At 55.1% G+C, this 21,720-nt stretch carries 8 protein-coding genes; 7 read left to right on the plus strand and 1 reads right to left on the minus strand.

The window, feature by feature from the left end:
- Window positions 1-477: 477 nt before the first annotated feature.
- The 6 genes from OEV49_02230 (at window position 478) to OEV49_02255 (ending at window position 20,086) form a co-directional block, all read left to right on the plus strand.
- Window positions 478-4,509, plus strand: a complete 4,032-nt coding sequence (locus OEV49_02230) for a hypothetical protein (GenBank protein ID MDH3889876.1) — start codon at window positions 478-480, stop codon at window positions 4,507-4,509.
- Between the two features lie 108 nt (window positions 4,510-4,617).
- Window positions 4,618-7,890 carry a hypothetical protein gene (locus OEV49_02235; protein MDH3889877.1) on the plus strand — a complete coding sequence of 1,091 codons (3,273 nt, stop codon included), beginning with the start codon at window positions 4,618-4,620 and terminating at the stop codon, window positions 7,888-7,890.
- 96 nt (window positions 7,891-7,986) lie between these two features.
- Complete coding sequence (locus tag OEV49_02240) at window positions 7,987-11,367, plus strand: hypothetical protein (protein ID MDH3889878.1); 3,381 nt, start codon at window positions 7,987-7,989, stop codon at window positions 11,365-11,367.
- A gap of 56 nt (window positions 11,368-11,423) precedes the next feature.
- Window positions 11,424-14,810: a hypothetical protein gene (locus tag OEV49_02245; protein MDH3889879.1), complete on the plus strand. Its 3,387-nt coding sequence runs from the start codon at window positions 11,424-11,426 to the stop codon at window positions 14,808-14,810.
- A gap of 85 nt (window positions 14,811-14,895) precedes the next feature.
- The gene (locus OEV49_02250; GenBank protein MDH3889880.1) at window positions 14,896-18,279 is read left to right on the plus strand and encodes a hypothetical protein; all 3,384 of its coding nucleotides are present in this window, start codon (window positions 14,896-14,898) and stop codon (window positions 18,277-18,279) included.
- A 73-nt stretch (window positions 18,280-18,352) separates the two neighbouring features.
- Window positions 18,353-20,086 carry a hypothetical protein gene (locus tag OEV49_02255; GenBank protein MDH3889881.1) on the plus strand — a complete coding sequence of 578 codons (1,734 nt, stop codon included), beginning with the start codon at window positions 18,353-18,355 and terminating at the stop codon, window positions 20,084-20,086.
- 15 nt (window positions 20,087-20,101) lie between these two features.
- Here OEV49_02255 and OEV49_02260 read toward each other — a convergent pair whose 3' ends face one another.
- Window positions 20,102-20,905, minus strand: coding sequence for a CPBP family intramembrane metalloprotease (locus OEV49_02260; protein MDH3889882.1), 804 nt, complete (start codon window positions 20,903-20,905; stop codon window positions 20,102-20,104).
- A gap of 212 nt (window positions 20,906-21,117) precedes the next feature.
- Here OEV49_02260 and OEV49_02265 point away from each other — a divergent pair, with 212 nt between their 5' ends.
- Window positions 21,118-21,627, plus strand: a complete 510-nt coding sequence (locus OEV49_02265) for a hypothetical protein (GenBank protein MDH3889883.1) — start codon at window positions 21,118-21,120, stop codon at window positions 21,625-21,627.
- Window positions 21,628-21,720: the final 93 nt, after the last annotated feature.

The raw sequence follows: 21,720 nt of genomic DNA on the forward strand, positions 1-21,720 counted from the left end.
ATTCCGATGCGATCATTCAATAACAAAAGCAGTGCCGAGAGAATCATATATGGACTAATAGCTTACGTACTAAACAACCCAACGGATATGCCAAATACAGAATTTACACAAAACCCTTGACAGTATGATTGGCCGCCGACGCAGGATTAGCGCTTGACAACAATGACTCAAAAGACTATTTTTATTGTGAAGCCGTAAGTACATGCACGGCATTGGCTGAGTCCGATGGCATCGCCGGTTCCCTCACAACCCGGAGGTGATAGTGCGGCGGCTGAGGGGAAGACAGGGCAGACGGGGTTTGTATCTGGATGTTCTTCCTCAAGACAGCTTCGAGACAACCCACTTCCGATCCCATTCACTGCCGTCCTGGCAGAAGATCGACCGACTTGTGCTCCGGCCGATCACAACATGTGCTGCAAGATTCGTTGGGAGGGGCCCCACAGTTTCTGCGGACCGCAGTTAGCACGGAGGTGTGTTATGTTTATCAAAAGACTCCCAGTGAATAGCCTGCTGGTTGCAGCGGCCCTCCTCATTACGTCCGCCTTTGGAGCAGAATCTCCGCCTACGAAAGAGCAATCGTTGGCGCCCGGTATCATGTCGGGAACTTACGGTTATACGGATCACGATAAGACCGTGCGCGGTTGGGCAGACCAGCGACCAAGTGAGCGACTTTCACTCGGCTCGCCCTCACTCACCAGCCCCTTTGTAGGCACGAAAATCGGTGATACTTATTTCGATCAGCAGCACTTTGGTCGTATGGCTCGCATGGTCGACTGGGGCAACGACGTGGCCGGCGGTGCTGGCTTCATGATTCACTTTGAATGGATGAGGTTGGCTACCGAAGTCAATGAGAACCGTCACTACACCTATAATGTATACTACGCAGGAGGCGGTCAGGCCGGCACAACGCTGGGTCAAGTGAAGATCCAACCGGATGGGGAGTATGCCGGGTATGTTTCTTTGGATGTTACCAACGATGGCCGCGCCGTGCTCGGCGGCCACAACAATCAAGGCAGCGGCGATCAGGCACACACCTATTGGGATTTCGGCCCCGGCTTCGCCTTCTACGGAATGAATCGTCACGTGCCGGACTCGGTGTTAGCCGCCGGTCTCAACTGTGCTCCAACCGACTCACTCAAGTCGGCCATTTGGCCGTCCATTCGCTACCAGGAAGGTCCTGCCGACGATGTGTTGCATGTGTTCACGCAGGTCCGGCAAGAGAACCAGGGTGACCCGCAAGCGCTCATCTATTTCCGCAAGGTCGGGTCCGATGACACTGGTGAATGGGACTACCCGCCGTTCGTGGTCGACACCGTATTCGACATCGCCCAGGATGTGGCTTGCTCTAACGTCGACGGCAAAGTGGCGCTGGTCTGGATTGCTAATCTGCCCGATCCGGGAGACTGCGACACTTGCTCCAGCCAAAACGGTCGACCGTTCGTGCAATGGGACAACGACATTTACTATCAGATATCGCATGACTACGGCGCGACTTTTTCACCCAGCGTGAACTTGACAATGAACGTCGACGGTGAAGAGGGCTATCGACCATACACCGATCTCTCAGCCCTAATGGGTTCCGACAACAATCTGCGCATTGCCTGGAACGGACGCTTCTGGCCGGCTGACGCCAATCAAGGGGGTGAAGCCGGGTTGTTGCGCTGTCGCATGCAGTATTGGGGGGAAAATCTTGGTACGGGTGGATATGATTTAGGCGGTGATCCGATAATACGTACCGTCTCCAGCCTTGAGTGGGATCAAACCGACTGCAACGGCGGCGTCTGGCAACTGAACGGCGCCAAGATGACAATTAGTGAATGTGACGGTAAACTGTATTACCTGTGGACTCAGTTCAACGATGTCCCGGCCGGAGTTGAAGACGATTGCGCCGAGCGCGCCTACGGTGAGAATCCTGAAATCTACGGCTCGGCCAACGGTGAACTGTACTTTTCCGTCTCCGCTGATGGCGGTTTGACCTGGGATCAAGCTCACAATCTAACCAACACATATACGCCGCACTGCGATCCCGGCGCGGGAGTCGACAGTGCTTGTCGTTCCGAGCATTGGGCTTCGATGGCCCGATTCGGTACCAACCTGTCCGGTGACATGTCGGGCGCCTACGTGCTTGATCCGAGCGGTGGCTATACCGGAGACTATTTCCTCGACGTCCAGTACATCGGAGACAAAGACCCCGGTTCCATCGTGTATCTTGAAGGCAGTTGGCAGCAAGCCGATGTTATGTGGTTCCGTTTACCGTGCATCGAACCGAATGCGACTCCGTGCCTGGCCTCATCGTTGTATCGCATCGGCTGGCCCACTCACACGAATCACGGCGTACCTTTGGATACACCGCTGGTACTTGAGAACCCCTGTCCGGAAGATGCCAACTTCACATTGACTGTTCGGGAGTATACCGGACCGCCAGGGTGGCTCACCACCAGCGGACTCGAAAGCGGCGTCGTTCCGTCCGGTGGAGCGCCTCTTGAAGGCACGATCAGTTTGAACAGTGGCGGAATTGTGAACCAACCGCCCACTGACGTCTATCTCAGTGGAGCGCTTATTCTCGATGGCAACTTCGTGGGTAGCCCCGACACACTGCCCATCGAGTGCTGGGTCACCGACGGGTTCGTCGATATGTTCCCGGATACGATCTCGACCGCTTGCCTGTCGCTGGTAGTAAGCAACAACGGCAACTTCGGCAACCAGGGGATGGGTCGGGTCAACATGGATTTCTTCAACTCGGGTGACTGCGATACGGTCGACTCCATCCCGGGCGGGACCGACATCTATTTATACGACGGTTCGCCGGTGATCTGCTGGCAGGACGGCGACACCATCCGCTGCAATTACTCGATCTATGGCCAAGGCATCACCGGTCCCAACGGGTTTATACAGACGGCTTATGAGCCACCGGTCGACTCAGGCGATATATACTTCTACCGTTCGGAGTTCATCACCCGCGACTCAGGACTCGGTTTGATCCACAGTTGGTACGCACCCAAGGACCAACCCACCCGCTGTCAGTACCTGATCCATCGGCTGCAAGTGTTTTCCAACGACGGCCAAACACATCCCGGACTGGCCATCGGTGAATTCGTCGACTGGGACATTCCGGCCGATAGTGGTATCCGCAACAATTCAGGTTTTAGGCAGGCTGAGCGTCTGATTTATCAACAAGGGTCGGAGTACAATGACGATGACGGCATCGAATGCCAGGAAAACTCCGATCGGTATGGCGGCATCTCGCTGCTGGAAATCAGAGAGATCAGCGGCGGCAACACAGTCACTACCACTGATCCCTACGGCGCCTACACGGCCGACAACGCGACCCAGGTGTATCCGACCGGTGGTCTCGTTCCGGATTCCATCTGGCACTACATCGGTGTCAACGAGGGATACGTCATGTCTCCATCGACCGATGCCGATCTGCATTCGGTCATGACCTACAAGTACAATTACACGCTGGCCCCGACCGACACCATCGATATCTTCACGATGTTGACAACCACCCGGTTCGGCTTTGCCGACTTTATAACATCCGTTCAGGAAGGCCAGGACTGGCATTGTGAGCGCGTCAGCCCCGACACCTGCGGTGGCACGCCGGACGCCATCTGTGGTGATATGAACGGAGACGGTGCTTATGACCTGTCTGATATGACATACATCGTTGATTACATCTACACGGGCGGACCCGGGCCGGTAGGAGGATTCGACACCGACGGATACGACCGCTGGACCCTGTATGACAAGTACCTGCTGTTCTGGGGACTCTTTTGCTACTATTGGCCCGATGTTTATTGTGCGGACAGCGTCGGACCGCCTTTGGGCCAGGCACTCACTTCAGACGTTTTGCTTTATTTGTCCAACTACAGTTTCCCGGCAAACACAACCACGATCATGCTGGATGTCTGGGTGGACACCGATCCCGGATTGCGGTTCGCCGTGATGCCGTTCAATGTCCGCGTCGATGGCGAGATTCCCGCGGCCAACCTGAACCCTGTGGATGATGCCTTTCGGCAGAACGCACGAGACTCCGCCAACGGAATAGTGCAAGTGGATATGTTCAATCCGTCGTGCCTGTTGGGTATCGGGGCAGGAAGGTACCACGCGGCTCAGTTGGAGTTGGTCATGCCGACGCCATCAAGCTCGGAAAGAGAAATCGTAATTGCATGGGATTCGCTGGAGACGAGGGAAGAACACCATCCCTTCGTCATTATGTCTGATGGGTCCAACTGGCGGCCGACGATCAAAACATCGGGACCATGTTGTGTGGGACCTATGCGCGGCAATGTCGATTGCGGTGGCAATAATGAGATCGATATCGCCGATCTGGTATGGATGGTTGATTACATGTTCACCGGCGGACCGCTATGTTGCTTCGACGAAACCGACATCAATGGCGACGGCACAATCGACATCGCTGATCTCGTATGTATGGTTGAGTATATGTTCAGCAATCCGTCTGAGTGCGAACCGGCGGCCTGTCCGCTATCGGAGCCGCCGCAATGAGAGCACGAAAAATGATATGGTCCGGAATCTGTAACCCGGTTTCGAACCTGGACACTGAAATTATCGCCTGGAGACAACATAGAGACTGATTACAACAAGGAGCACACAATGACAGGGAGGTATCGAACGTTGGTGGGCATGCTGGTAGCGTGCTTTTTTGTTTCAACGACCGTGCTGGCCGCTCAACAGGCCAAACAGGTGTCTCGCCCGATCTCGCCGGTGGCAAAATCGGCGACAAATGTCACAGCGCATGGTCACGGTCCGTTGAGCACCGACGTTCACCAGCCGGGACAACCGCTGGGCAGGGCAGAGACCGCATCGACGTCGCCAGGAAAACTGATCGGCGACACCTGGTACGATCTGCAACAGAACGGTTCGATGGGTCGCATGGTCGACTGGGGATGGGATGACAGCAATCAAGTGCTGGTGCACTTCACCTGGACGCGCTGGCCGGTTTACCCTGGGTCGGATCGAAGCGCGGCTTACAACTGCTACTATTCGGTGACGGACAGCATGCTGGGACTGACAATGGTGCAGGACCCGGCGACTTATGGCGGCTTCCCCAGTATTGATGCTGCTGTCGACAACCGAGCGGTCATTGCAGCCCACTCCAGCGGGCAACCCTGTGTGTATTGGGATGTCAGCCCGGGCTTCGGTTTTTTCGGTGACCATTCGTGTGTCCCGGATTCGGTGGGGTTCGGAATATGGCCCAAGATGCGTTATCAGGACATCGCCGGCCAGACTCCGGTGACTCATGTTTTCTCCCAGGTTTTGGAACCCGACGCCGGTGATCCGCAGGCCATCTATTACAGTAGGAAAGTGGGCGTGGGAAGTGCCGGCGATTGGGACTACCCTGCGTATGTGGTCGATACAGTGTTCGATATCGCCCAGGACGTGGCCTGCTCAAATGTCGACGGCAAGATGGCTCTGGTCTGGATAGCCAACCGGCCCGACCCGGGCGATTGCGACACTTGTTCCAGCCAAAACGGTCAGAATTTCGCGCAGTGGGATAACGACGTTTACTACCAAATATCGAATGACTACGGCGCTACTTTCCAACCGCGCGTGAACATGACCATGAACGTCGACGGAGTCGATGGATATCGTCCATACACTGATCTGTCACCGCTGATTGGGAGTGACAACAATCTGCGAATCGCCTGGAACGGTCGTTTTTGGCCGGCCGACGCCAACAGCGGAGGAAACGCCGGCCTGTTGCGGTGTCGCATGTTCTACTGGGGTGAGAATCTCGGTTTCGGTGGCTTCGATACCAGCGGCAATGCGATCATTCGCACCGCGGCCAAACTGGACTGGGATCAGACGACATGCAACGGTGGCAGTTGGCAACTAAACGGCTCCAAAATGACATTGTCCGAGTGCGATGGCAACCTGTACTACCTCTGGACACAGTTCAACGATGTGGCCAACGGGATCGAAGACGACTGTGCCGAACGGGCTTTCGGCGCCGGTGGTGATGCTTTCGGTTCTGCCAACGGAGAGATATACCTGATCGTATCTGATGACGGTGGTTTTAGCTGGGACCTGCCGCGTAACCTGACCAACACCTATACACCACACTGTGACATCGAAGGCGGTCCCGGCGGACGGTGCCAGTCGGAACACTTTCCATCAATGTCGCGGTTCGGCACCAACCAGACTCTCCCCGGATCGGACTATGTGGTTATCGATCCCGGCTCCGGATACACCGGCGATTATTTCCTCGATGTCCAATACATCGACGATCCCAGCCCGGGCGTGATAGTTCAGGACGAAGGGAGTTGGATGTTGAACGAGGTACGCTGGTTCCGTTTGCCATGTGTGGAGCCGGAGTTTCTCGCCTGTATAGGAACGAGCGGTGCGAATACGACCTCCACCGGTCACGGCCAACCCTCTTATCAGTGGGTCAGCTTCTTCAATGACTGTAATCTGGATGCCAATTATACGTTAACCATCACTGACCATACCGGTCCACCGGGGTGGCTGGAGTTCGGTCTTCCGGAAACGGGAGTGATCCAGGCAGGTGCGATATACGACGTCGGACTTATCATGAATGCCGGCGGCATCGTCAATGAGCCCGGTACTTGGGTAACACTCAGGGCAACGCTTTTGTTTGAAGGCCCCTTCGAGAACAGTCCGCTCAGTTTTGACGCAGTTTGCCATGTAATCCCGGAGGCTTACGAGCTGTGGCCTGATACGCTTGAGACAGGTTGTCTGTCACTGATCGTGCGAGGCAACGGCAACTACGGCAGCCAGGGAGCCGGTAAAGTCAATATGGATTTCTTCAACTACGGCGACTGCGATGACCTTGAATTCCCCGACGATACCATCCCCGGTTACTCCCAGGTATACTTGTATGACGCTTCTCCCGTGATTTGTTGGCCGGATGGTGATTCGGTTTTGTGCAACTGGTCGATCTTCGGAAGCTCGCCATGGTTGTCACACGGATTCTTGCCCGTGTCGTATGAACCGCCGGTCGATTCAGGCGATTTCGTGTACTATGAATCCGAGTTCCAAACTCAGGACTCCGGAGTCGGAGTGCGGCAAAGCTGGTATGCACCCAAAGACCAGCCGGACACCTGCCAGTTCCTGGTCCATCGATTGCGAATCTTCTCCAACGACGGCCAAACGCATACTGACCTGTCAATCGGCGAAGTGATCGACTGGGATATCCCGTCCGATTCCGCCAGCCGGAATCTTTCAGGTTTTGACCACGGTACCCGAATGATCTATCAGGTCGGCTCTGAATATGATGAGGACCCTGAAGAGTGCATGGACAACGATGACCGCTTGGGAGGTATCTCGCTCGTCCAGATTATGGGAGAGGGGGAGTATCCGAGCCAGTCTTTCTACGGTGCTTATAGTGGCAGCAACGCTCTCTGGGTCTATCCGAATGGCGGCTTCGATCCGGAACAGTTGGACAGTTTGATGACGGCTCGCGAAGGATTTGTCCTTTCGGATTCCGTGAACGCCGATCTGCACTCGACGATGACCTATCGGGTCGGCCATACGCTGCTGCCGGATGATACGCTCGACATCGTGAGTGTGCTGGCAACCTCGATGGGCGGTTATGCAGACTTCATGGCTGCCGTGCAAGCCGGACATCAGTGGAGCCGGGACCATATACTCCCACGTTATAGTTGCTGCCGCGGACAGCGCGGTAATGTCTGCTCTATGCCGGATGCAGGCATGGACATCTCCGATCTGGTCTGTCTGGTCGACTTCATGTTCACCGGCGGACCGGAGCCGATGTGCTTTGAGGAAGCGGATGTCAACGGCGACGGTGTTATTAACATCGAAGATCTGATCTGTATTGTGGATGGCATGTTCCTGGGACTTGGCTTTGGTTGCATGGCCGAATGTCCACCGCCCGAGGACCCGTAATGGCCGAGTAATAATCTGTCCGGGTTGCAGGAAGTTGCCCGGTGTGTCGAAATATGACAATGGACCCGTGAGCGGGTCACGCCTGAGGAGGAGGGTATGAGAGTACGACATATTGTAATATCCAGCCTGTTGGTTGCATCGCTGGCCACCGCTGCTATCGGTGCGCGTCGACCGGTGACAATGAAGCAAGCCCTGAGACCGGCGGCGAGAACAACCCAACCAGCGCTACCGCTGCACGACGAGCAACCCGCTACGTTCTGGCGGGGTGGTGACCGCCAATCGTTGGGACGCGCTGGCAGTACATCGATTGCTCCGGGTGTTGTGGTCGGCAACACCTATTACGATATGCAACATAACGGCAGCATGGGTCGCATGGTCGACTGGGGTGTGAACGAAGATGAAGACTTCCAGGTGCACTTCAGTTGGATGCGCCTTGCCACTTATGTAACGGAGAACCGCCATTACGCCCACAACTATTACCGAGCTCAGTCGGATTCTTTAGTGGGTATGGACAAGGTGCAACCTGATGGAGAGTACGCCGGGTACGTCGGGATAGACGTAACGGCTCAAGGCCGCGCCTGTGTTGGCGGACACAACAACCGGGGCTCCGGCTATCAATGCCACTTCTACTGGCATTCTCCGGGTTTTATTGACTGCTGGAACCCTCAAAATCGTCGCGTTCCCGATTCGGTGTCGGCCTGGGGCAGCGGTCTGGACTGGCAGACCGATTCGGTGATGTCGGTCATCTGGCCGAAATTCCGTTACCAGGATGTGCCCGGGCAGGACCACGTTCTGCACATCCTGGCGCGCCAGAGTGAACCATACACGGTGGGAAAACCGTTGTATTATTTCCGCAAGGTGGGACTGGATGCCACGGGCGACTGGGACTACCCGCCTTACATTGTCGACACCGTGTACGGGTACGGCCACGACGTTGCCTGTTCCAACATTGACGGCAAATTCGCCATGGTCTGGATCGCCAATCTGCCCGACCCGGGTGATTGCGACACCTGTTCCAGCCAGGACGGACGCCCTTTTTACGACATGGACAACGATATTTATTATCAGATATCGCACGATTACGGCGCTACGTTCGATCCGCGCGTCAACCTGACCATGAACGTCGATGGAGAAGAAGGCTACAGACCGTTCAGCGATGCATCGGCGCTGATCGATTCCGACAATAATCTGCACATAGGATGGGGTGGGCGCTATTGGCCGGCCGATGCAAACATGGGTGGTCAGGTCGGTTTGTTGCGTGGTCGAATGTTTCATTGGGGAGAGAATCTGGGCTTAGGAGGATTCGATGGCAATGGAGATGCTATCATCAGAACTGCGGTCGATCTCGCATGGGATCAGACCGTTTGCAATGGTGGCATTTGGAACCTGAACGGCGCCAAAATGTCGGTCTCGGAGTGCGATGGTAAGCTGTACTTCCTTTGGACACAGTTCAATGACATCCCCAACGGTGTGGAAGACGATTGTCACGATCGCGCATTCGGAAGTAATTCTGATTATTCCGGGTCGGCCAACGGCGAACTGTATGTTGCCGTTTCCGATAACGGCGGCATGAACTGGGACTATCCGCGTAACCTCACCAACACTCGCACGCCGCACTGTGATTCCATCGACGGCCCGGTCGGTCGCTGTCAATCGGAAATGTGGTCGTCGATGGCTCGGTTCGGAACCAACCACGCAGTCGGCTCGAATGTCGTTATTGTCGATCCCAGTGGCGGCTACACCGGCGATTACTTCCTTGATGTGCAATACATCGACGATCCCGACCCCGGTGCCATTGTATATGACGAGGGGACCTGGCAGCAAAGCTCTGTCCGATGGTTTCGTATGCCCTGTGTCGAGCCGGTTCCGACTCCGGGCTGGGCTCCTTCCTGGCAGGAAATCGACTATCCTGAGTACACCAAACATGGTACTCAGTATGACAAGTCGCTGACTATCGAGAATGACGGCAATACGACCACCAACTTTACCATGACCCTAAACGAAGATGCCGGTCCCCACTCAGGTTGGCTGTCGGTATCAGCTTCACTGTCGGCTGGAACCATCGGTTTTGGTGAGGATAATACCGTCAGTGGCACTGTTACCATCAACGCAGGTGGCACCATCAATCTTCCCGGTACGCTTGTGAACCTGAGAGGTAACATGACTGCAACCGGTAACCTGGTTGGTTCGCCGTATGTCTTTCCGATCAACTTCTTCATCGTTGACACCGTGGTGCCGCCGATGTTCGATACCATTTCGACCGGTTGCTTTTCATTGGTCGTGTCCAACCTGGGTAACTGGGGCAACCAGGGCGCCGGTCATGTCAATCTCGACTTTTTCGACTACGGCGACTGCGACAATTCCGAAGGTGAGCAGGATACTATCCCCGGCGATGCGACCGTCTACGTCAACGACGCCTCCCCGGTCATCTGCTGGCCGGACGGTGATTCCGTGATTTGCAATTGGTCGATCTACGGTAACGGCCCTTCGTCTGAGAACAGTTTCATACCAGTGGGTCATATCGCATCGGTTCCGTTCTTCGTCGGTGTCTGCTGTGACAGCCCGACCGAATCTCTTTTCGTTGAGGATACTTATTTCTCGCAGTTCGTGACACGTGATACCGGTATCCTGATCGAGAAGTGGTGGGTCCATCCCGATCAAAGCGCCGACCAGGGTTCCAACTGGATCATTCAGATTTTGAGGATCACAGTGATCGATGGTCAGACACATATCGGTTTGAATATCGGTGAAGCTATCGACTGGGATATCCCGGCTGACACCGCCATGCGCAACCGGTCCGGTTTTGATGCCGGCCTCAAGTTGGTTTACCAGCAGGGTTCTGAGTACGACGAAGACCCCGAAGAGTGTATGGACAACTCAGACCGCTACGGTGGAATTGAATTGCTGGGTATCAGAGAAGACGATGATGGAACCGTCACCGAGAGTTCCTATCCTTACGGCGCCTGGTCCGGTAGTAACAGTCTGTGGGTCCATCCTGGTGGCGGTTTTGACCCGGAAGAACTCGATAGCTTGATGACGGCTCGCGAGGGATACGTCCTTTCGGACTCGCTTGATGCCGATCTATACTCAATGATGACTTTCAAGAGCGGCTACACATTGACCCCGACCAAGACACTGTGGGTCTACAAATGTCTGATTACAAGTCGTCTGGGTTATGCAGCCTTTATCGCCTCGGCGCAGGAGTGCCATGACTGGTATTATGAGTATTTTGTAAGTGGGCTCATCGGCCCCTGCTGCATCCCGCCGCTCCGCGGTAATGTCGACTATGACGGCGCCGATGCCATCGATATCTCCGACTTGGTTTACCTGGTTGACTTTATGTTCGCAGGTGGGCAGGAGCCGCCTTGTTTCGAAGAAGCCGATATCAATGGCGACGGCGTGATCGATATATCAGATCTCGTTTGGTTTGTTGATTTCATGTTCAGCTTCGGCGCCCCGCCTGCGCCGTGTCCTTAGCGGTGCAAGTGATGGATAGTAAGTAGTGTCGATATAGAGCATCTTAGGAGGAAAGGATGACGACCAGACTTCTCACCATAGTCGTAACAATCATCACGGTGACCGCCACCAATGTGATGGCTGCGAGTCGGCCGGTTACGACTCAGAAAGTGAACCCACGCGTGGCAAAGAGCCTTGACGACCTGTTGCCGACAGCCGATGAAAACCCGCTTGACCCTGCTTCGGCTGGACACCAGGATATGTCGCTCGGTCGTGCATCGAGCAATTCGACAGCACCCGGCCTGGTCGTAGGCAACACCTGGTACGACATCCAGCGCAATGGGTCGATGGGTCGAATGATTGACTGGGGGTGGGATTCCGAGAACCAACTGATAGTACACTTTGTGTGGACAAGATTGGAAACAAACGTTTCAGCCAATCGCCATTATGCCTACAACGCATATCTCTCGCAGAGTGACGAGTTGCTCGGCCTAACGAGTGTGCAAGGCCCGGGTGAATATGCGGGCTACGTGGGTATCGATGCCTCCGCCGACAACAGAGCGGCACTGGCAGGACACAACAACTCAGGCGGAGGACATCAGGCGCATCTTTACTGGGATTTTGCTCCCGGCTTTGGCTTCTTCGGTATGAACAGGCGGGTCGAAGATTCCGTGGTGGCCGCAGGCACCGGCCAAGACTGGGAGACCGACTCGCTAAAGTCTGCTATCTGGCCGAGATTTCGGTATCAGGAGATAGCGGGTCATGATCCCGTTTCGCATGTCTTCACGCAGGTTTCAGAACCCGGCGCTGGTGATCCACAAGCGGTCATCTACTTTCGCAAGGTCGGCGCCGACGACACGGGCGATTGGGACTACCCGCCGTATGTCGTAGATACCGTGTTCAACATTGCGCAGGATGTTGCTTGTTCCAACACCGACGGAAAGGTGGCTTTGACCTGGTTTGCCAACCGTCCGGACGACGGCGACTGCGACACTTGTTCCAGCCAAAGCGGCCACAACTTTGTCCAGTGGGACAACGACGTCTACTATCAGATTTCTTATGACTATGGCGCAACATGGACGCCGCGCGTGAATCTCACCATGAACGTCGATGGCGTGGACGGATACCGACCATACACCGACGAGTCAGCCCTGATCGATTCCGACAACAATCTGCACATTGGCTGGGGTGTCCGCTTTTGGCCGGCTGACGCCAACTCGGGTGGTCAGGCCGGTCTGTTGCGCGGTCGTATGTTTCATTGGGGAGAAAACTTGGGCCTAGGAGGGTTCGACGCCAACGGGGATGCTATCATTACGACCGCGGCCAACTTGGAATGGGATCAAACAACCTGCAACGGCGGCGCCTGGCAATTGAACGGTTCCAAAATGTCCGTTTCCGAGTGTGACGGCAAGATGTACTTCTTGTGGACGCAGTTCAACGATATACCGAATGGTATCGATGACGACTGTCACAATCGTGCCTTCGGCGCCGGTGGTGATGCTTTCGGCTCGGCCAATGGGGAACTGTACGTGGCCGTCTCCGATGACGGCGGCAACACCTGGGACCTGCCGCGAGACCTGACCAATGCGCGCTCGCCCCATTGTGACTCGGCCAGTGGTGCGGTGGGACGGTGTCAATCGGAACACTGGCCGTCCATGGCTCGTTTCGGCACCAATCACACCTTTGGACCCAGTCCGGTGGTAATCGATCCCAGTGGCTCCTATTCGGGCGACTGGTTTCTCGATGTTCAGTACATTGACGACGCCGATCCCGGCGCTATCACCAAGGACGAGGGTACCTGGACTTCAAGCGACGTTCGTTGGTTCCGGATGGCTTGTGTCGAGCCGGTGCCTTGGAGTACTTTGGAGCCGTCGTGGTCCGAGTTGGGTTTTCCCGCCTGGATTCACCACGGCGCCACCATGGACACTCAGTTGGTAATCACTAACTCAGGCAATTGGACCACCGACTTTGTATTTACCATCGAAGAAGATTCCGGCACATACTCGGGATGGTTGACCTTGTCGCCTGAGTTGCAGGGGACGGTATCGTGTGGTACCGGTATGGACAACACCGTCACCGGATTGGTCACGGTAAACGCCGGCGGCATGGTAAACGATCCCGGCACGGTAGTGCACTTGGGAGGTCGTCTGATCGCGGTGGGAAACCAGATGACCAGCCCGGACACGCTGCCGATCAATGTCTGGGTGATGGATACGATGCATGTCCCCGCCTGGGATACCATTTCGACCGGATGTCTGGCTTTGACCGTCAGCAATCACGGGAACTTCGGCAATCAGGGTATCGGCAAGGTGAATATGGATTTCTTCGACTACGGCGACTGCGACGATCTCGAACAACCCCAGGACACAATACCGGGTAACTCCGCCGTCTACTTGAACGATGCCTCTCCGGTTATATGCTGGCGGGACCAAAGCGAAACGGTGCATTGCAACTGGTCGATATTCAACGACGGCTTTCCGTCGGAGCACGGCTTTATCCCCCTCGGGCATGCGGACTCGGTTCCCTTCTTCTACGGAATGTCGTGTGATTCGGTACCTGAGTCACTGTTTGTCGACGACACATATATGTCACGGTTCGCGACTCATGACACCAGTATCCAGATTGAGCAGTGGTGGGTCCATCCGGATCAGAGTGCGTCCCAGGGTGCCAACTGGATCATCCAAATACTGAGGATCAAATCGGCTGACGGCCAGACGCACACCGGCCTCAACATCGGGGAAGCGATTGACTGGGATATACCGGCTGATTCTGCGGTGCGTAATCTCTCCGGATTCAGTGCGTCCGAGCGAATGGTCTATCAGCAGGGTGCTGAGTACAATGATGACTACGAAGAGTGCCAGGAGAATTCAGATCGCTACGGTGGTGTCGCGCTGTTGAACATTAAAGAAGACGACGGGGGGACTGTCACTGAGAGTCCCGATCCCTACGGCGGCTGGTCCGGCAGTAACTCCCTGTGGGTCTATCCAAACGAAGGCTTTGTCCCCTCCGAACTGGACAGTCTTATGACGGCCCGCGATGGATATGTATTGTCCGATTCCATCTATGCCGATCTGTTTTCGGTGATGACTTTCAAGTCCGGCTACACTCTGACGCCGACCAGGGAGTTGTGGGTGTTCAAGTGTCTGATCACCAGTAGGCTGGGCTTTGCAGCGTTTATGGCCACGGTTCAGGAATGCCAGGATTGGTATGTCGACAACCTTAAGACACCGGTTTGCGGCTGTTGTATGCCGCCGATCCGCGGTAACGTCGACTATGACCCGGATGATCAGGTTACTATTGCCGACCTGGTCTGCTTTGTAGATTTCATGTTCTTCTTCGCGTGCTCGATGGAGTGTTTCGAGGAATCCGATCTAACCGGTGATGGAGCCATAGACATCTCCGATCTGGTCTGGATGGTGGACTTTATGTTCACCGGAGGGCCGCCGCCGGTGGCCTGCCCCTGACTTTGACAAATGGAGTAAGGAGCCGACACTGTGTATCCACCGTTCACGATTTGTGAGCTGAATCGACCGCGAGGACTGGATGTACATGAGACGTAGATCAATAATAGTAGTCTGCCTTCTGATAGTCGGAATCTGCTCGGACATTCATTCGGCCGGCGATGCCGACGAAGCCCGCAGGTCGAGCCGCTTGGTAGACCGGTCGCTGCACTATTCTTTCCCGGCAGGCAGAGTTGATGGAGAAACTGGTCAGCCTCTCGGACTGGTTGATGCATCCACCGACGCAGTTGGAACCTTGGTCGGTGACACCTGGTGGGATATGCAGCACTACGGCTCGATGGGGCGCATGGTCGACTGGGGTCACGACTCACTCGGCGGCTTGGGGTTCATGGTTCATTTCAATTGGATGCGCCTTGAAACGAGCTCGGACCAAAACCGTCATTATGCTTACAACGCGTACTACTCGGAAGGCGGTTCCGCAGGGACTTTCCTGGGACAGGAAAAGATTCAACCGAACGGAGAGTACGCCGGTTTTGTCGGAATCGATGTAACTTCCGATGGCCGCGTGGTGCTCGGCGGACACAACAACTACGCAGGCTACAACGAGGCCAGCCATTTCTACTGGGATTTCGGGCCGGGTTTTGCGTTCTTCGGTATGAACCGACGAATCCCGGATTCAACCGGATGGATCAATCACGGCGGCGATACGCTGGTAGCTTCGAGGTGGCCCAAGTTCCGCTATCAAGATTCGCCGGGGCACGATCCGGTGTTGCATGTTTTGGTTGTATCGTCTGAGGGCGTCCCGGAGATTCCGAAAAAGCTGACCTACTGGCGCAAGGTCGGTGCCGACGACACGGGGGACTGGGACTGGCCGTCCTGGTCGGTCGACACCGTGTTCAACATCGCCTATGACCTGGCCTGTTCCAATACCAGCGCCAAGGTAGCGCTGGTCTGGTTGGCCAACCTGCCCGATCCGGGCGACTGCGATACTTGTTCGAGCCAACAGGGGCGACCGTTCCCAAATAGCGATAACGATCTGTATTTCCAGATATCCCACAACCATGGCGCCCCAACCAGTTGGCAACCACGGGTCAACCTGACTCAGAACGTCGATGGTCAGGAGGGCTATCGACCATACACCGACGTCTCGGCCCTAATCGACACACAGGATGACTTTCATGTGGCCTGGGGGGGGAGAGTCTGGCCGGCTGACGCCAACAGTGGGGGTGACGTGGATCAGACAAGGAGTCGGGTGTTTCACTGGGGCGAAAACTTAGGCTATTATTCGGGTGGCGGAAACGTGCGTACTGTTGCTCATCTGGAGTATGATCAATCCAACTGCGATGGTGGCGCCTGGCAATTGAATGGATCAAAAATGTCTCTGTCCGAATGTGAGGGCAAGCTTTACTGCCTATGGACACAGTTCATCGATCCCTATAACGAGGCGTATGACGACTGCGCAGAACGCGCCTTCGGCGGGTCGGGAATATCCCCGGGTGCGGCCAATGGCGATCTTCATTTGGCCATTTCCGATGACGGCGGGTTGACCTGGTCTTCCAACTACAATCTTACCAACACCTACACACCCCACTGTGATTCGGCATCCGGATCGGGTGGGCGTTGCCGCTCCGAGCATTGGGCTTCGATGGCGCGGTTCGGCACCAATCTGACCGGTTCCGATATGTCGCAGAGTGTGACAATCGATCCCAGCGGGCAGTACACTGGCGACCACTTTCTCGATGTAATGTTCATCGACGATGCCGACCCCGGTGCGGCGGTTTTGGGTGAAGGAAGTTATCAGCAGGCGGAAGTTCGTTGGTTTCGACTGGCCTGCATTGAGCCAAGGCAGGGTTCGGGCTGGCGTGTCAACTGGACGGACATTGACTATCCCGAGTACACCAAGCACGGAACTCAGTATGACAAGTTGCTGACTATCGAAAACCTCGGCAACATTACCACCGATTTCTCGACGACGTTGAACGAAGACCCTGGTCCTTACTCAGATTGGTTGTCGATATCACCCGAACTTCAGTCGGGGTCTATTCCTCCAGGCGCCAATAACATTCTTAGCGGAACTGTTACCATAAACGCCGGTGGTACTATCAACCTTCCCGGTACGATTATCAGTCTGACAGGCAGTATGACCTTCGAAGGTAACATGATTGGTTCACCGTATGTATTCCCGATCGACTTTCTAATTGTGGACACAATCTACCTGCCTGCGTTCGACACGGTCACCACCGGATGTCTCTCGTTGGTGGTATCCAACAGCGGTAACTTCGGCAACCAGGGCGTCGGCCACGTCAACCTCGATTTCTTCGACTATGGTGACTGCGACGACTTAGAGGATGCCGAAGATACTATCCCCGGCAACGCCACGGTCTATCTGTACGATGCCTCGCCGGTGATTTGCTGGACCGATGCTACCGATACGGTCCGATGCAACTTCTCGATTTGGGGAACTACTTACTTGAGCGATGACGGTTTTGTCCCGTTGGATCATTCTGTCTCGACTCAGTTCCTCTACGGTACGGACCTAGACGACAATCCTCTTTACTACCCGGATGTTTACATGTCTCGTTTTGTGACTCATGACACCAGTTTACTGATCGAGAAATGGTGGATACATCCGGACCAAAGCGCCTCCCAGGGTTCCAACTTCATCATTCAAGCTATGCGGATCACATCGGCCGACGGCCAGACGCACACCGGGTTGAACATCGGTGAGGCTATCGACTGGGATATCCCCTCAGACAGCGCATCGCGCAACCGTTCCGGTTTCAGCGCTGCCGTCCGACTGGTTTACCAGTGGGGCACTGAGTACCATGACGATCCTGAAGAGTGCCAGGAAAACTCAGACCGTTATGGCGGTATCGAACTTCTGCGGATCATCGAGTGCGATGGTCAGACCGGGAACGCGATTCATGAACCTTACGGCGCCTGGACGGGCAGTAGCCCACTGTGGGTCTATCCCGCCGGTGGGTTTATCCCGGAAGAGTTAGACAGTCTAATGACCAACCGTGAGGGTTATGTCTTATCGGATTCGGTCGACTCTGACCTGCACTCAGTGATGACGTATCTTTCCGGATACACCTTGGCTCCTTCCGATCTCATCATGATATACAGTTGCCTGATCACTTCGCGATTGGGCTACGCAGCATTTATAGCTTCAGCCCAGGATTGTCGCGAATGGTACAGAATGAATCTGATACCTCCGTCCAACGGTTGCTGCATGGGACCAGGCAATGTGAACTATGACCCTGGGGGAGCTATAGACATATCTGATCTTGTCTACCTGGTTGACTACATGTTCAGCGGTGGCCCGCCGCCACCCTGCTTTGAGGAAGGGGACATGAATGCCGATGGTTTAATCGATATTAGCGACCTGGTATACTTTGTTGATTTCATGTTCACCGGTGGTCCACCGCCGCAGCCGTGTGGGGCTATCGCCCCCTGTTCTGGATTTCAGTAAAGGTGGGCCTCTATTTGAGTTCCCAGCGCACCAGCGCAGCCGATGCGGAGACGAAACTCGCTATGGAGGCATCATGTACTCAGTCTGCCGATGGTTGTTCAATACAATAGTTCTGATAGTTGTCCTCTGTGGCCAACCACTCGCGGTTAGTGCGCCGACGACAACGGACTCGCGTTGTCCCGACTTCTGGGTAGAGCCGATGGGTGGGTACGACTGGCCAACCTGGACCCGGCATGGTGAGCAACTGGACGCACCCATTTCGTTCAGCAACAGCGGCGACTCGGACATCGTGTTTTCGATAATTCCCCTGGAGGAAACAGGCCCTTCAGGATGGCTTTCGCTACCTCCTGAATTGCAGGGGACAATCGTGCTTCCACCCGGCGGCAACCGGTTGGCGAGTACGATTAGTCTGAACTCGGGCGGCATTGTCAACGCGCCGGGGACAATCGTTTATCTGAAAGGCCGGCTCGTCTTGGATCATGATTACCCTCTGGAGGACTCGGTGACTCTCGGCATTGAGTGCTGGGTGGCCGACACGCTCTACCTGCCCACGTTCGATACGGTCACCACCGGATGTTTCTCGTTGGTTGTATCTAACAATGGCAATTTCGGCAACCAGGGGGACGGACATGTCAACCTGGACTTCTTCGACTATGGTGACTGCGACGATCTCGAAGGCGCCGAAGACACAATCCCCGGTGACGCCACGGTTTATCTGTACGATGCCTCACCGGTAATCTGCTGGCCGGATGGTGACTCTGTCATTTGTAACTGGTCGATCTTTGGTCAGGGTCCTCAGAGCGATAACGGCTTTATTCCGATGGGTCATGCGACATCGGTTCGTTTCTTGGTTGGAGTGATCCCCGAATGCCCGACCTGTTCTGTCTATGTCGACGATGCCTACATGTCACGGTTCGTGACTCGCGACACCGGTATCCAGATCGAGAAATGGTGGATTCATCCGGATCAGACCGGTTCCCCGGGTACCAACTTTGTCATTCAGGTCCTGATGATATCGTCGGCTGACGGCCAAACGCACACCAACCTGAACATCGGTGAAATAATCGACTGGGATATCCCTTCCGACACTGCTTCCCGCAATCGTTCCGGCTTCAGCCCTGCCGAGCGGCTGATCTACCAGCGCGGTTCAGAGTACGATGAAGACCCGGAAGAGTGTCAACAGAACAACGACCGCTACGGTGGGATTGAGCTTTTGGAAATCATCCATTGCGGTTTCCAGCCGGGATCTCCGACCGACCTTTATGGCGCCTGGACGGGGAGTAATTCTCTTTGGGTCTATCCCGCCGGTGGGTTTGTTCCTAACGAGCTGGATAGTCTGATGACAGCGCGCGAGGGGTACGTTCTGTCTGATTCCCTTGACGCCGACCTGCACTCGGTGATGACATTTGTGTCCGGTCGCACCATTGTTCCGGGTGATCCGCTTGTCGTGTTTACCTGCCTTATCACCTCGCGACTCGGTTGGGCCGCATTCATAGCCTCAGCCCAAGAGTGCCACACTTTTTACCAAGAATACCTCTGTCTTCCGGTAACCGCCGACTGCCTTCCGCCGATCCGGGGCAATGTTGACTATGACTGGGGGGATGCTGTGGACATTTCCGACCTAATCTATCTGGTGGACTACATGTTCACCGCTGGCCCGTCCCCGCCTTGCTTTAAGGAAGCGGACATGAACATGGATTTTGAAATCGATATCAGTGACCTCGTCTACCTCGTTGACTTCATGTTCACTGGCGGTCCGCCGCCGCTGCCCTGTGATTGTGATCCCTACTGTGCGGATTGTCAGTAGTGGTAAAACTCGGCGTCACTGCGGAATAAACAGCGCCGTGAAGTCCTGAAAGAAGTGGGCGATTATGCACGGCCACAAACTGCGCGTCCGAATGTAAAGCAGGGCGAACATCAATCCATAGACAGACAGGATGATTACGCCCGGCAGGCTTTGATAGGCGTGCAGTATGCCGAAAGTTAGCGACGACACCACCACCGGCATCAGCCAGGTTTTGGTCTTCCCCAGAATGCGCAGCCGGGTCATAAGGTAGCCGCGGAAAGCGATTTCTTCGCAGAAGCCGGCCGTCGCCGACACCATCACCCAGACAATGCGTCCGGTGGTATCCTCCGGAATCAAAAACTGAATCTCGCCCGGCATCGGCATGCCCAATTGCGCCAGTATCCAGGCGAGAGCAAGCAGTATCAAATTGGCCACCAATAAAAAGCTGATCGCCCAGGCGATATCTGTCCCGCGCAGTTTCTTCAGCCCCAATCCGCGCAGGAATGTCTGCTCCCGATATGTCGCAACATAAAGCAGCAGGAACATCATCCACTGCATCATAATAGTAGCGATCAGTGTGAATAGCAGCACGGTGTCGTTCTCTAGCAGTTTCAGGTCTTCCGGATCACCGGCAAAGGCGACGGAAAAGATGGGGTAGGCGATCAGTAGTAAGAAAAGAGCTATCCCGGTCGCTTTGGACCGACGGAACTCAACATTGCCGGACCAATCCAGAAACTGCTGATAGGGACCACCAGGTTGGCTTTCAACCTCATAGGCGGAATATCTTTGGTAGTCGGGACTGTCCAGCGCGACCTCATGGGCGGAAGGTTCTGTTGTCAACGTTTCACCTCCCAAAATAACTAACACGGCCAGAGAACGCGAGTCAAAAATCTTTTTCCCATGAAACCGCCAATACGTGTATCACATGACTCATAAAATGTGATGTTACATTGAAGTGATACGACCTGCGCGGTATGGCGCAACGCCGTCTTTGGTAGCATTTTGGAAGGGCAACGACAGGCGTATTCTCAGACCCGTGAAAGGGGGTGTTAATGTCAGGCAATCGAATTGTCTACCAAAACTGGATAGTTGATCTCGGCCGCGATCCGGAAACTCAATGCCAGGCGTCTGATAGTATCGATGCTGACCAATCTGACAGGCGGGCGGAGCAAATCTGTCAGACGGTCGACGTCGCTTTGTACCGACTGGATGACGAGGAACGGGAATTCATAATCCGCTTCCACTATATGGGAGAGAGTTATCGACAGATTTCGGATAAGTCCGGCCGACCGGTGCACAAACTGGAAGCCTTGCACAAGCGTAGTCTGAAGAAACTCAGAAGGCTGCTGGCCCCGTTGGCCGATGAGGTTTTCGGTCTTAGGGCCGGACAGGAGCAGGCATGTCCGGTGTGTAACTCGAAGTACCTCGTTCAGTTGAATGAGATTATCCGTAATCGCGACCGCAGGCAGACCTGGAAACCGGTGCTGAATCTGTTTCGCACCAAGTACAATCTGACCATCAGCTCACCCCAGCTCTTGGTCGGGCATGAAAAGTATCACTAACAATGGCAACAACAAGGCACCGATGGGAGCGGCCGATGGGTGGCCGCCTGAACTTAAAGCAAAACGAACACAAAACAACGGATTAACAAGGAG

It is taken from the genome of Candidatus Zixiibacteriota bacterium, assembly GCA_029860345.1.
GTDB lineage: Bacteria > Zixibacteria > MSB-5A5 > GN15 > FEB-12 > JAJRTA01.